We start from the raw sequence: 14,998 nt of genomic DNA, 5'->3' as shown, positions 1-14,998 counted from the left end.
TTCTTCTTTCTACGAATACAAGTTCACGCAGAAAGGTTCAGCAGCTTTGAAAAAGACAGGATAAAATTTTGCAGAAAAGAAGGGAGTGAAACCATGAAAATACCATATGGGATGTCCAACTTTAAAGCCATGAGAGAAGAAGGATACCTCTATGTAGACAAGACAATGTACATAGAGAAGCTCGAGCGATTAAACAGCAAATATATATTTTACATAAGACCGAGGCGGTTTGGGAAGAGCTTATTTTTGTCAACACTTAAACACTATTATGACATAAATGCACAAAAAGACTTTGACAAGCTGTATGGAGATTTGTATATAGGGAAAAATCCGACAAAACTAAAAAACAGCTATATGGTATTAGAACTTAATTTTTCCGGGTTAAATACAGATAATAAAGAAAGGTTACAAGAATCATTTTTATTAAGTGTAAAGAATTCAATAATTTCCTTACTCAATAAATATGATAATATAATAAATAACGCAGAAGAAATAAAAAACAAAATAGATGGAATAAATGATATAAATGCTGTTATTTCAATATTGATAAATGAAGTAGAAAAAGCAAATAAGAAGATATACCTCATAATAGACGAATACGACCATTTTGCAAATGACATCATAGCGATGGGAGATAATGTTTTTTACAAAGACATAGTAAGAGCATCAGGCTTTGTAAGGGACTTCTATGAAACAGTAAAAATAGGAACAGAAAGTGTAATAGACAGGATATTCATAACAGGCATATCGCCAATAATGCTGGATGACCTGACGAGCGGATTCAACATAGCATCAAATGTGACAATGGATTTAGGTCTAAATGAGATGCTGGGATTTACAGAAGAAGAGGTAGTAAAGATAATAGAAGAAATAGGAATAGGTAAAAAAGGTGGATTAATAGACAACTTAAGAGAACTATACAATGGATACCTGTTCAGTGCAGAAAGCGTAAAACGAGTATATAATCCTGATATGGTATTATACTATTTCGACAACTATACAAGATATAGAAGACCACCAAGAAACTTAATAGATGACAACGTAAAGACAGACTACGGCAGGCTAAACAGGCTTGCAATAAACGAAGAAAATAGAGAGACATTAGAAAAGATAATAAAAGAAGAAAGTATAGTATCAGATATAGTAACCAAATTCTCCTTTGACAGGATGTATGACCAGGAATACTTTGTATCCCTTTTATTCTATATGGGGTTATTAACAATAGGCAGGCAAGAAAAAACAAGGCTGCTACTGCAGATACCCAATTATGTAATCAAGACAATAATGTGGGAATATATAGAATTAAGCATAAAGAAAAAATATAATATTAAACTTGATTTAAATACATTAAGAAAATCAATAGAAGATATGGCGTATGAAGGCAAAATAGAACCATATATAGATTATATAAGCCAGAATGTGCTAAAAATGCTGTCAAATAGAGACATGATAAACTTTGACGAAAAATATATTAAAGTAATTTTATTTTCATACATTGTAAACAGCATGGCATATAGACCGATAAGCGAAAGAGAAACAGAGAACGGATATATAGACATATACTTAGAAAAAGACATAAGGATGCCGGATGTAAAATACGAATGGCTGATAGAACTGAAATATGTAAAAAAGAGTGACGAAAAAAATATTGATGCGGTAATAAAAGAAGGAGAAGAGCAGCTAAAGAAATATGCTGAGAGTCACCAATACAAGGGGAAACAAAACATAAAAAAAGCTCTTATTATATTCATAGGCAAAGGTGAATATAGAATCATATTAAATGATTGAAAGGAGAAACTTATATTTCTAAGTTAATACTGAAATTTTATAAAAAAATTTCAAAAAAAGAAGGGAGTGAAACCATGAAAATACCATATGGAATGTCCAACTTTAAAGCCATGAGAGAAGAAGGATACCTCTATGTAGACAAGACAATGTACATAGAGAAACTCGAGCGATTAAACAGCAAATATATATTTTACATAAGACCGAGGCGGTTCGGGAAAAGCTTATTTTTGTCAACACTTGAACACTATTATGACATAAATGCACAAAAAGACTTTGACAAGCTGTATGGAGATTTGTATATAGGGAAAAATCCGACAAAACTAAAAAACAGCTATATGGTATTAGAACTTAATTTTTCCGGGTTAAATACAGATAATAAAGAAAGGTTACAAGAATCATTTTTATTAAGTGTAAAGAATTCAATAATTTCCTTACTCAATAAATATGATAATATAATAAATAACGCAGAAAAAATAAAAAACAAAATAGATGGAATAAATGATATAAATGCTGTTATTTCAATATTGATAAATGAAGTAGAAAAAGCAGGCAAGAAGATATACCTCATAATAGACGAATACGACCATTTTGCAAATGACATCATAGCGATGGGAGATAATGTTTTTTACAAAGACATAGTAAGAGCATCAGGCTTTGTAAGGGACTTCTATGAAACAGTAAAAATAGGTACAAAAAGTGTAATAGACAGGATATTCATAACAGGCATATCGCCAATAATGCTGGATGACCTGACGAGCGGATTCAACATAGCATCAAATGTGACAATGGATTTAGGTCTAAATGAGATGCTGGGATTTACAGAAGAAGAGGTAGTAAAGATAATAGAAGAAATAGGAATAGGTAAAAAAGGTGGATTAATAGACAACTTAAGAGAACTATACAATGGATATCTGTTTAATAAAAATGCAGGAACGAGAATATACAATCCTGATATGGTACTATACTATTTTGACAGCTATACAAGATATAAAAAGCCGCCGGAATATTTAATAGATGACAATGTAAAGACAGACTACGGCAGGCTAAACAGGCTTGCAATAAACGAAGAAAATAGAGAGACATTAGAAAAGATAATAAAAGAAGAAAGTATAGTATCGGATATAGTAACCAAATTCTCCTTTGACAGGATGTATGACCAGGAATACTTTGTATCACTGCTATTCTACATGGGATTATTAACGATAAAAGATAACATGTATAACATAACAAAGCTTATTATACCCAACTATGTAATAAAGACAATATTTTGGGAGTATTTCGAAAGAAAACTGAAAGAAGAAAACAACATAAAATACGAAACTGAAGAAATAGCAAAAGCCATATGGGATATGGCGTTTGAGGGGAAGATAGAACAATTTATAGAATTTATAAGTCAGAACATACTGAATAAACTATCAAATAGAGACATAATAAAATTTGACGAAAAATATATTAAAGTGATATTATTCACATATTTAACGATGACTAATGTATATAGACCGATAAGCGAAAGAGAAACAGAGAACGGATATATAGACATATACTTAGAAAAAGACATAAGGATGCCGGATGTAAAATACGAATGGCTGATAGAACTGAAATATGTAAAAAAGAGTGACGAAAAAAATATTGATGCGGTAATAAAAGAAGGAGAAGAGCAGCTAAAGAAATATGCTGAGAGTCACCAATACAAGGGGAAACAAAACATAAAAAAAGCTCTTATTATATTCATAGGCAAAGGTGAATATAGAATCATATTAAATGATTGAAATATAAACTTATATTTCTAAGTTAATACTGAAATTTTATAAAAAAATTTCAAAAAAAGAAGGAAAATATAAATTTTTGTCGAATATATAAATAATGGCATATGATCCGATAAAATTTATGAGGTTGTTTCGGCACCCTTAAGTATTTATTGGTGGTAATATAAGCTTCAATAGCGGAGGTAGTGTTTTTAACATCTACGCCCGTATGGCGGAGCATTACCTTTTTTAAATACAAACAAAGTGGTATAATATAGGTGTGATATGATGAACAATAAAAGTGAAAAAATTATTAATAATAAGCATGATAAAGGATATAAATATTTGTTATCATATAAAAAAGTGTTTATTGAGTTTTTAAGAAGCTTTGTTAAGAAAGACTGGGTAAATCAAATAGACGAATCAAAGATAATAAGGATAAATAAATCATTTATACTACAGGATTTCAAAAATAAAGAAGCTGATTTGGTTTACCCGCAGTTGTTCCTATTGTATTGTATAATGGTGCTAACAACTGGACTGCTCCTTTGAACCGAAAGACAGTAGCCGCAGTCTCCACCTATAATGGAAATTTAGGTGGAGTAAGTCATCATTACTGCTGTAGTTTTCAATAAATTTTTATGATATAATTATATCAACAGAAGAAAAATTTGTAAAGGTGGTGTTGATATGGAATGCATTAAAACAGTTAAGTTTAAAATTAAAACAGCAGATAAATCTTTCAATGATACTATATCTATATACAATAAAGCATTATCATATATAATCATCATAATAAATGCCGAATGGGATACCATATCAATACTGTCATCTGTGGAAGATCAGTTAAACTATATGGAAAAATTAATACACGGTACAAAGAAAAATAAAGCAAAATATGACTTTGACGATAGATTTTATAAATTCCCTTCATACTTAAGAAGAGCGGCAACTGCTGAAGCCCTTGGTGCAGTAAAAAGCTATCATTCAAATTTAAAAACTTATCTTAACAAAAAAGCGGAATATGAAGCAAAAGGCAAGATATTAAAAGATAAACCACCTGTATTAGGAACAAAAAGATATTCATATCCGGTATTTTATAAAGATAATATGTTTGAGCGTACAGGAAATAATAAAGCGAAAATCAAGGTGTATAAAAACAATGACTGGGTGTGGCACAACATAGAATTCAAAACAAAAAATCTTGAGCATAGGGATATGACGAATTTCAAAGAAATGAATCCGATGTTAGTAAAAAGCGGAAGAAAATATTATCTTCATTTCACGTATAAAAAGACCGCTAAATTCACCAAGACACCGCTTAAAGGCAGAACAATAATATCTGTTGATTTAGGTTTAAACAAATCTGCTGTTTGCAGTGCAATGAAGCATGATGGAACTGTCATAGGAAGATTATTTATAAACCAGCCTATAGAAAAAGACCGTTTGCTTCATGAGATCAACAAATTAGCAAAAGCACAAAGAATATCAGGTATCGGCAGAAAACCTAATCTGTGGAAAAAGATAAACAATCTAAGCAGACAAATCATCAATGATACTGTCCATCAAATAATTAAATTTGCTGTAGATTATAATGCTGATGTTATAGTATTTGAGCACCTTAAAAAATTAAAATCAAAAGGCAATTATGCACGAAAAATGAGGATAAAGCTTCAATATTGGGCAAAGCAAAAAATACAGAACAAGGTTGCTGATATGGCACACAGTTATGGGATACGTTTATCATGGGTTAACCCAAAGAACTCATCAGCATTAGCATATGATGGAACAGGAAAGGTAATAAGAAACGGCAAGAAGGATTTATGCGAATTTTCCACAGGCAAGAAATATCATGCAGATTTAAATGCATCCTATAACATAGGTGCAAGATACTATATACGTGAAATCCTAAACCCTCTTTCTGAAAAGAAGAGGTTGCAGTATCAGGCAAAAGTTCCTGAGATTGTAGCGAGAAGCCAGCAGACCCTGTCTTCATTAATTAGTCTTGTTAAAGCTATGTAATCACAATTGTGGTTATATTGCGTGACATAGACTGTATTTATGACAGGCAGTTCTACTGTTAATGCAGTAGGAAGCTCCATTTATAACATTTCATGTTTAAATGGAGAGGCTTCACTTTTAAAGAAACAATAGATTCATATGAGTTATTTGGAGAAAATATAATAGATTTTAAATATATTTTAATCGATGTAAATAGATACAGTGAAGAAGAACTTCTGCAATTATCAAATCTCATAGGAAGTATATTTTTACTCGACAGAAAAACAGATAGAGAAAAATTACTGGAAAGATTAAGGAAATTAACGAATGTGTTAAAGAACCTGTCAGAAGATGAATTTGTATTACTGAGAAACTGGGTCACATCAATAATTTCGAGGTCATTACCTGAGGAAAAGAAAAAAGAAGTAAAAGAAATATTAGAAAGTAGTAAGGAGGCGGAAAAAATGATTTCCAATTTAGAACGTTCTTTGAAGCATGAATTTAAAAAAAGTAAAATAGAAGGCAAAATAGAAGGTAAAAGAGAAGGTAAAATAGAAGGAATACTTGCGGTTTTGATAGAGCAATTAAGAGAAAAATTTACAAATGTACCATCTGAATTTGTAGATGAACTTAAAAAATTAGACGATAAAACATTGCTTCTTATAGCGAAAGATATCTTTAAAATAGAAAAAATAGATGATTTAAAAAAATATATAAATTGATTTTAAGGCTCTGCCTTTTATTTTTTGGCAGAGAAGATGGTATGATTTAAGAAAAGGTCATAATCACTTTTACCACTATAGAGAAAGGACAATCAACTCTGAAAGGAGTTTTTTAAATGGATCAATTTAAAAATATAAGATGGAGACAAAGGTTTGTCAATTTTGAGCAATCCTATAAACTATTAAATAAATATATAAATCAACCAATTAGAACGGAATTAGAACGGGCTGGTATAATACAATTTTATGAAATTGCTTTTGAGCTTTCGTGGAAATTGATGAAAGATTACTTAGAAGCACAAGGTCTTGATGTAAAAAGTCCAAGAGAAACAATAAAACAAGCTTATCAAATGGGATTAATAGAAAACGGACATATTTGGATCGATGCTCTTGCCGATAGAAATTTAACGGTTCATACTTATGATGAGAAATTAGCAGAGAAGATGGTTAAGGACATTGTGCAGGTTTATTTTCCAGAACTAAGAAAATTATATGAAAAGTTAAGTAAGGAGCTTTAGAAATGAGCGGATTATTGGAAAGAGATTTAAAGTTCATAGAAGAAGCCGCAAACAAATATGCAGAAATAGAGGAAATCATTATTTTTGGCAGCAGGGCTATGGGGAATTACAAAAAAGGTTCTGATGTTGATTTAGCACTAAAAGGACCTAATGTTAATAGAAAAACAGTAATCAGACTGAGTGATGATTTAAATGAAGAGTATCCCTTGCCATATTTTTTCGATGTGGTAAATTATAATGATATTTCAAATCAAGAACTCAAACAGCATATAGATCATGTAGGAAAAACGATTTATAAAAAGAAAAGGCTCTACATTTCTTCATCAAATATGAGTGATGAAGTATAAAATTTTAAAAATAGAAACAAGAAATAATTATACGAAATCATAATTTAGTATAATTAGAGGAGAAGGAAAGGAGAAAACAAATGGATAATTTAGAAAAGTTTTTATATGCTATAAATAATCTATTAAAGATAAGAGTATCATTTTATTCGAAAGATGATGCTAAAATAATAACAAGGGTATGTGCACCAATGGATTATGGGCCAAGTAGAAGGGCAAAGATTAAAAATGATAGGTTTCATCTATGGGATTTTGAAAGTGATGAGAAAAATCATGTTTTAAGCTTAAATCCCGATCAAGTAAAATCAATTGAAGTTTTAGAAGATAAATTTAATCTTGAAGATTTTATAACTTGGGATTTAAATAGTTCTCCTTGGTTTTATAAGAGAGATTGGGGTAAATTCTCTTAAATTTAGTTATAAATTAATTTTGAGGGGAGGGCATGATCATACTTAAAAAGGTTTATATCGAAAATTTTAGATGTTTAAAAAACATTGAAGTTAAATTTGAAAATGATATTACAGTTATAGTTGGTGAAAATGATGCTGGCAAAACATCATTAATCGATGTACTTAAGATTATATTTCAAGGTAAAAAAATTGAAATAGATGATTTTTTTTATGGAACAGATACAATAAAAATTAAAGTCGAGTTTGATGATGAAACATATTTATTATTATTTAAGCGTGAAGGAGAAACTATAAATTCAAAGTTTTTTATATATCTGACACAAGAGAAGTTAGAACAAATAAAAAAATCTATTTATTCAGATGATTTTGTTGAGTCTGATGATAATATTACAAAAGCCAAAAATATTGCAAGTATTATCAGTGTATCTTATAGATCTAATACGCCATTTAATACTCTCAAAAAAAATCTTACTGACAAGATAAATGATTTAATTAATAACTCAATTTATGAAATCGAAACAACAATTCCAAATAAAAATGCTTATTTTCTTGATGGAAAAGATTTTGAAGATATAACTACATTTATAAATGAGCTGTTTTTTAGAGAAGAGAGAAGAAATATTTGGAATGAGAGAATTGAAGAAGATAAAACAATAGGACAAGCAATAGAAGAACATTTAAAACAATATGAAAAAGAAGTAAATAATAATATCAATCAAGAAGAAATAATAAGTAGAATAAAGGGGTTTTTGCCTTCATTAACAGAAATTGCTGTAACATCAGATTTTATATTAAAAGATCTAAATATAGATGTTTCTGTAAAAATGCTTGAAAATGGTGCGGTAATTCCAATTGATAAAAAAGGTGATGGGACAAAAAGAAGAATTACAATGGCTTTATTTGATTATAAAAGTGATAATAATGGTGATTCAAATTTATATGTATTAGATGAACCAGATACACATTTGCATGTAAAAGCACAATTAGAATTAATGAAAATATTAAATAATTTTACAAATGGTAATAAACAAATTATTATAACTACTCATTCTCCATTTATTATAAATTATTGTAAGCCTATCAAAATTAGATTATTTTGCAATAAGAATAATGAAACAAAAGTGAGTCATCTAAACAATTGTAGTGATGTAGAAGAAATATTAAGAGATATAGGAGTAGAAAATATATTTTTGTTTTTTGCAAAAAAAATACTTATTGTTGAAGGAGAAACTGAAGAGAAATTTATACCAATTATATTTGATAGGTTATTTAATATTAATTTATCAAGTAATTTAATAAAGATAATGAATGTTAAAGGAATTAAAAATGTTCCCGGATTTTCTAATGCACTTTTACAATTAATTAATAAAGATAATATTTATGCATTGATAGACAATGATGCCGATGATGTAACGATCGAACTTATAAATAGGTTAGATTTAGCAAATGATCATTTGTATAAAATAGGGCAAAAAGAATTTGAAGATTCATTTAAGCCAAAAACAATATACAATTGTTGGAAAAAACATGTTGAGTCAAGGAATAGGAATATTGGTAATAGGTGGACAGAAGAGGAAATTAGTAGAATTAAAGAAGACTGCTTAAAAAATAGTAAGAAGTTTAGTAAAAAGCTTAAAGAATTGAATGATTCATGTTTAATAGGATTAGATAAAATAAAACTTGGAACCGCATTGGGAAATTATTGTGAAATAGATGAATTAGATGATAATTTAAAGAAATTTTTATATATATTAAAAGATTAGTAAAATAAATTTATATATACTTAATAATATTAATATTGGTAATATAATATACAAAATTATGCGAAAGGAGAATAACCATGAAGGTTGTTATTTTAGCGGGAGGATTTGGGACACGCCTAAGTGAAGAAACAGATTTAAAACCAAAACCTATGGTTGACATTGGGGGTATGCCAATACTCTGGCATATAATGAAAATATATTCTTCATTTGGCTATAATGATTTTATAATCTGCCTTGGATACAAAGGTTATATAATAAAAGAATACTTTGTCAATTATTATATGCATATGAGCGATATAACGGTTGATTTTTATGATGGCGGTATAAAAATACATAATAACCATGCAGAACCATGGAGAGTTACATTGGTAGATACAGGATTAAACACAATGACAGGTGGTAGAATAAAAAGAATTAAAGACTATATTGATAATGAAACATTTATGTTAACATATGGTGATGGTGTATCAGATGTAAATATAAATAATCTTATAGATTTTCACAAAAGTCATGGTAAATTAGCTACATTAACGGCTGTTTTACCTGCTGGTAAATTTGGCGCATTACAATTAGGGGAAAATGATTCTATATTAGAGTTTTCGGAAAAACCACCTGGTGATGGCGCGTGGATAAATGGTGGATTTTTTGTATTGGAGCCAGAAATATTTGATTATATTAATGGTGATCAGACAATATGGGAAAGAGAACCTCTTGAGAAGCTTTCAAAAGAAGGGAACCTATATGCATATAAACATTCTGGATTCTGGAAACCAATGGATACCTTAAGAGATAAACGAGAATTAGAAGAAATGTGGAATAGTGGAAAGGCGCCGTGGAAAATATGGGAGAACTAAATATTTTAATAACCGGTGGTGCAGGTTTTATTGGTAGTAATTTAATAGAGAAATTAATTCAACAGAATCATAATATTATAATGATAAAACGCAAATCCACTAATTTATTTAGATTAGCATCATTAATAGATAAAATTAAAATTTATGAATCTGATATTTCAGATATAGATTCGTTATCTAATATATTTGAAGAAAATAAAATTGATATAGTATATCACTTAGCAACTTTTTATAAGCCTAGTCATGTCATGGATGATATTAACCCAATGATAAATACGAACATTTTAGGATTAACAAATTTATTAGAACTATGCACAAAGCATAATATAATGAAATTCATAAATACGGGAACATGTTTTGAATATAAAATGGATAAAAATTTATTAAATGAAAAAGATAATTTATCACCATGGAATCTATATGCTTTAACAAAAATTACATCAGAGAATATTATAGATTACTATAGCAGGGAAAATGGGATAAGAGTTGCGACTTTGCGACTATTTCCACCATATGGGCCAAAAGATAATATTAACAAACTTATACCTTATATAATAATAAAAGCATTAAAAGATGAGAAGATAGAAATAACCAAAGGTGAACAAAGATGGGATTATATATTTGTTGATGATATAATTGATGCTTATCTAAAATTATTAACATATATGCCTAATGGGCATGAAATATATAATGTAGGAACAGGTACAACTAAAAGCATTAAAAATATTATTGAAACTATATCAGCGATATTAGATAAAAAGTTAAACGTTGAGTATGGTGCAAAAGAATACAGAAAAAATGAAATATTTTATATGAAGGCTGATATAACTAAAATAAAAAATACATTGGGATGGCTTCCTAAAACTGATTTAAAGGAAGGCTTAACAAAGACCATAAATTATTATAGGGAGGAGCTGAACTTATGATAGAAGGGGTAATAATTAAGCCGTTAAAAAAGATACCAGATGAACGTGGTTGTATTTTTCATATGTTACGAAATGACTATCCTGAATTTGAGCAATTCGGAGAAATATATTTTTCAATGGTTTATCCAAATGCTATAAAAGCATGGCATCTGCATAAAAAGATGATATTAAATTATGCAGTAATAAGTGGCATGATTAAATTAGTCTTATATGATGACAGAGAAAATTCTCCTACAAAAGGAGAATTAATGGAGATATTTACTGGAGAACAAAATTATTGTTTAATTAAAATACCAAGTGGAATATGGAATGGTTTTAAAGGAATTGGTGATAAACCAGCTATAGTTGCTAATTGTGCTTCAATATCACATGATCCAGAAGAAATAATTCGTATATCACCATTTTCAGACAAAATACCGTACAATTGGGAGATTAAACATGGATAAAAATATATTTTCTAAAATCTATAAAAACAAGAAAGTTCTTATAACAGGTCATACAGGGTTTAAAGGTTCATGGCTAACCTTATGGTTAAAAGAATTAGGTGCAGATGTATTAGGCTATTCATTAGAACCTCCAACTGAACCCAATCTTTTTACAGTATTAGATTTAGAAAAAGAAATACGTCATATCATAGGTGATATTCGCGATGGAGAAAAACTATATAAAGTATTTCAAGAATTCAATCCGGAAATAGTATTTCATTTAGCAGCACAACCATTAGTAAGGTTATCATATAAAGAACCAAAATTAACATATGAAACAAACATAATTGGAACAGTAAATTTATATGAGGCTGTAAGAAAATCCAATAGTGTCAAATCAGTTATTACAATTACTACAGATAAATGTTACGAAAATAAAGAGTGGGTATATGGGTATAGAGAAAATGATCCTATGGGTGGATTTGATCCATATAGTTCAAGTAAAGGCTGCGTGGAATTAATTACTTCTGCATACAGGAACTCTTATTTTGATAATATGGGTATAGCATTGTCTTCTGTAAGGGCAGGTAATGTAATTGGCGGAGGAGATTGGGCTGAAGATAGGTTAATACCGGATTTTGTTAAGTCATTATCTCAAGACAAAGAAATAGTAATTAGAAATCCATTAGCAATTAGACCATGGCAACACGTATTAGAACCATTATCAGGTTATTTGTGGCTTGGTTCTCTAATGCTTCAAGATTGCAAGAAATATAGCAGCGGATGGAATTTCGGACCAAATGACGAAGATACAATAAATGTTGAAAAAGTCATAACGGCAGCAATATCTAATTGGGGTAAAGGGAGCTATATGATTGATAAATCACAACAGCCGCATGAAGCAAAATTTTTAAAATTGGATATAAGCAAGGCAAGATTTGAGCTAAAATGGAAACCTGTATATAATGTATATGAAGCTATAGAGGAAACAATAGATTGGTATAAAATATATTATGAAGGCAAAACGAATATGAAAGATTTTACAATAAATCAGATTAATGAATACATAAAAACGGCAAAAGAAAAAAAATTAATTTGGAGTGGTTTATAATATGAATTTTTCAAAAGATAGAGAAAAAGTATTATTAGAAGTTAAAAGTTATTATAAAAACATGAAAAATAAGGAAGAAATATTTATTCCAGGAGAGACATATATACCACCTTCAGGGAAAGTGTTAGATGAAGATGATTTAACAAATTTAATTGATGCATCGCTTGATATGTGGTTGACTTCAGGAAGATACGCGAAAGAATTTGAAAAGAGATTTGCAGAGTTTTTAGGAGCAAATTATTGTTCATTGGTCAATTCAGGGTCATCTGCAAATTTAATAGCAGTTTCATCATTAACATCATACAAACTTGGTGATAGAAGATTAAAACCAGGTGATGAAGTAATAACAGTTGCAGCAGGTTTTCCCACAACAATTGCACCAATAATTCAAAACAGATTAGTACCTGTATTCATTGACGTAGAATTAGGAACTTATGATTATGATGTAGAACAAATTGAAAAAGCTATATCAGATCGAACAAAAGCGATATTTATGGCTCATACACTTGGCAATCCATTTAATCTCGATAAAGTTATGGAGCTTGCAAAAAGATATAACCTTTGGGTTATTGAAGATAACTGTGATGCACTTGGTGCAAAATATAGAGGAAAATTCACTGGAACATATGGTCATATATCAACATTCAGTTTTTATCCTGCACATCATATAACTATGGGTGAAGGCGGGGCTGTTGTTACAAATGATCTAGAACTCCATAAGATAATACTATCATATAGGGATTGGGGCAGAGACTGTTGGTGTCCACCAGGTAAAGATAATACTTGTGGGAAAAGATTCTCACAGCAGCATGGCGAGTTACCTTTTGGATATGACCATAAATATGTATATTCACATTTGGGTTATAACCTAAAAGTTACAGATATGCAAGCAGCAGTAGGACTTTCGCAGTTAAATAAATTACCTGAATTTATAAAAAAACGTCAAGAAAATTTTAAGCTATTATATGATAGATTAAAAGATTTAGAAGAATACTTTATATTACCGAAGGCTACAGAAAATAGCGAACCAAGCTGGTTTGGCTTTCCTATTACAATAAAAGAGAATGCACCATTTAATAGGAATGAGTTAATTAATTATCTCGAAAAGAATAAAATTGGGACAAGATTATTATTTGCCGGGAATATATTGAAGCAACCCCTATTTGTAAACAATGATATAGAATATAAAGTTATAGATAGCTTAAAAAATACCGATATAATAATGGAAAGAACATTCTGGATTGGAGTTTGGCCAGGGATAAAAGAAAAAATAGCCGATTATATAATAAAAACAATAAATAACTTTGTAAAATAGGGAGATGAAAAACTATTATGCCTAAAGTTACAGTAGCAATACCTACATATAATAGAGCACATTATTTAAAAGAAGCAATTGAAAGTGTACTTGCGCAAACTTATAAAGATTATGAATTATTAATTATTGATAATGCATCAACAGATAATACAGAAGATGTAGTGAAAATATTTAATGATAAAAGAATTAAATATATAAAAAATGAAACCAATATAGGTATGGTTAATAACTGGAATAAATGTCTTGATTTAGCGCAAGGTGAATATGTAATTATTTTTCATGATGATGATTTAATGAAACCAAAATTATTAGAAGAGGAAGTAAAAATTTTAGATAATAATGATGATGTAGTAGTTGTTGCAACAAATGTAACACTAATTGATGAAAATAATAATATTTTAAAGAAGAAAAATATGAATATAAATAATGATATTATATTTAATAATAAAGATTTTATTAGAAGAATTTATAGGGAAAATTTATGTTTACAATTTCCAACTGTAATAATGAGACTTAATTTCATAAATCAGAATAATATAAGATTTGAAGAAGAAGTTGGACCAGGTTCTGATGTATATCTTTATTTTAAAATAAATTTATTACCTAAAAAGATTTATCTTATAAACCAATCACATTGTTATTATAGAGTACATAAAGAGCAAGAAAGCTTTAAAAAAAGCATTGATGCTGAAATGAAACTTTATGATAAAACGACAAAATTATTAAAAATTAACAATCTAAATGATGTATTGCCATTGATGAAAAATACATTGGCGAATGGAATTATTAGTAATTTAGCTCATAGACTTGCTTATGGATATATAAATCGGGAAGATTTTAAAGAATATATGAATAGGATAAAAGAAGAGAATATATGGACAAATAATATAAAATTCACATATAAAATGAGATTGTTACTTTCATATTATTGTCCAAAAATTGCAAAAATATTGCACAAACTTAAACTTAGATTTGGAAAATAAAATAAAAAATTGCACAAACAATTATTTTATATGGAAAATATTATTAGTGAAAAGGGTAAATAATTAAATGAAAGATACATTTAGTATAAGTAG

14 protein-coding genes and 1 pseudogene are annotated in these 14,998 nt (G+C 29.0%); all 15 read left to right on the top strand.

All coding sequences use genetic code 11. The features are described from left to right. The first annotated feature begins 93 nt into the window (after positions 1-93). The 15 genes and pseudogenes from AC0LWJ_RS06790 to AC0LWJ_RS06720 all read left to right on the top strand — a co-directional run bounded on the left by AC0LWJ_RS06790 (position 94) and on the right by AC0LWJ_RS06720 (position 14,905). Positions 94-1,788: an AAA family ATPase gene (locus AC0LWJ_RS06790; RefSeq protein WP_474238821.1), complete on the top strand. Its 1,695-nt coding sequence runs from the start codon at positions 94-96 to the stop codon at positions 1,786-1,788. Positions 1,789-1,862: 74 nt separating this feature from the next. Further along, complete coding sequence (locus AC0LWJ_RS06785; protein ID WP_474238817.1) at positions 1,863-3,557, top strand: AAA family ATPase; 1,695 nt, start codon at positions 1,863-1,865, stop codon at positions 3,555-3,557. Positions 3,558-3,821: 264 nt separating this feature from the next. Further along, a pseudogene (locus AC0LWJ_RS06780) lies at positions 3,822-4,028 on the top strand (Rpn family recombination-promoting nuclease/putative transposase); the annotation flags it as partial. A 195-nt stretch (positions 4,029-4,223) separates the two neighbouring features. Next, positions 4,224-5,555 (top strand): RNA-guided endonuclease TnpB family protein, encoded by a 1,332-nt coding sequence (locus tag AC0LWJ_RS06775; RefSeq protein ID WP_503031416.1) that lies wholly within the window; start codon positions 4,224-4,226, stop codon positions 5,553-5,555. A 92-nt stretch (positions 5,556-5,647) separates the two neighbouring features. Beyond that, the gene (locus AC0LWJ_RS06770; protein WP_474237449.1) at positions 5,648-6,256 is read left to right on the top strand and encodes an RpnC/YadD family protein; all 609 of its coding nucleotides are present in this window, start codon (positions 5,648-5,650) and stop codon (positions 6,254-6,256) included. 116 nt (positions 6,257-6,372) lie between these two features. After that, positions 6,373-6,774: a nucleotidyltransferase substrate binding protein gene (locus tag AC0LWJ_RS06765; RefSeq protein ID WP_474237447.1), complete on the top strand. Its 402-nt coding sequence runs from the start codon at positions 6,373-6,375 to the stop codon at positions 6,772-6,774. Positions 6,775-6,776: 2 nt separating this feature from the next. Next, positions 6,777-7,121: a nucleotidyltransferase family protein gene (locus tag AC0LWJ_RS06760; protein WP_474237445.1), complete on the top strand. Its 345-nt coding sequence runs from the start codon at positions 6,777-6,779 to the stop codon at positions 7,119-7,121. 80 nt (positions 7,122-7,201) lie between these two features. After that, positions 7,202-7,528, top strand: a complete 327-nt coding sequence (locus AC0LWJ_RS06755) for a hypothetical protein (protein ID WP_474237444.1) — start codon at positions 7,202-7,204, stop codon at positions 7,526-7,528. Positions 7,529-7,560: 32 nt separating this feature from the next. Beyond that, positions 7,561-9,291, top strand: coding sequence for an ATP-dependent nuclease (locus AC0LWJ_RS06750; RefSeq protein WP_474237443.1), 1,731 nt, complete (start codon positions 7,561-7,563; stop codon positions 9,289-9,291). Positions 9,292-9,368: 77 nt separating this feature from the next. After that, complete coding sequence (gene rfbF / locus AC0LWJ_RS06745) at positions 9,369-10,145, top strand: glucose-1-phosphate cytidylyltransferase (protein WP_474237442.1); 777 nt, start codon at positions 9,369-9,371, stop codon at positions 10,143-10,145. Continuing rightward, positions 10,133-11,071 carry an NAD-dependent epimerase/dehydratase family protein gene (locus AC0LWJ_RS06740; protein WP_474237459.1) on the top strand — a complete coding sequence of 313 codons (939 nt, stop codon included), beginning with the start codon at positions 10,133-10,135 and terminating at the stop codon, positions 11,069-11,071. Before rfbF ends, AC0LWJ_RS06740 begins: the two co-directional genes overlap by 13 nt. Continuing rightward, the gene (locus AC0LWJ_RS06735; RefSeq protein ID WP_474237441.1) at positions 11,068-11,517 is read left to right on the top strand and encodes a dTDP-4-dehydrorhamnose 3,5-epimerase family protein; all 450 of its coding nucleotides are present in this window, start codon (positions 11,068-11,070) and stop codon (positions 11,515-11,517) included. Before AC0LWJ_RS06740 ends, AC0LWJ_RS06735 begins: the two co-directional genes overlap by 4 nt. Next, positions 11,510-12,607, top strand: a complete 1,098-nt coding sequence (rfbG, locus tag AC0LWJ_RS06730) for a CDP-glucose 4,6-dehydratase (RefSeq protein WP_474237440.1) — start codon at positions 11,510-11,512, stop codon at positions 12,605-12,607. Before AC0LWJ_RS06735 ends, rfbG begins: the two co-directional genes overlap by 8 nt. Position 12,608: 1 nt before the next feature. Next, a complete protein-coding gene (gene rfbH, locus AC0LWJ_RS06725; protein WP_474237438.1) occupies positions 12,609-13,922 on the top strand; it encodes a lipopolysaccharide biosynthesis protein RfbH in 1,314 nt (437 codons plus the stop codon). Positions 13,923-13,939: 17 nt separating this feature from the next. Continuing rightward, positions 13,940-14,905 carry a glycosyltransferase family 2 protein gene (locus AC0LWJ_RS06720; RefSeq protein WP_474237437.1) on the top strand — a complete coding sequence of 322 codons (966 nt, stop codon included), beginning with the start codon at positions 13,940-13,942 and terminating at the stop codon, positions 14,903-14,905. Positions 14,906-14,998 lie beyond the last annotated feature (93 nt).

The sequence above is a fragment of the Aceticella sp. 75b-Ac genome (assembly GCF_056032965.2).
The sequence above is the reverse complement of the archived record's forward strand: the minus strand, read 5'-3'. Positions and strand labels throughout refer to the sequence as shown.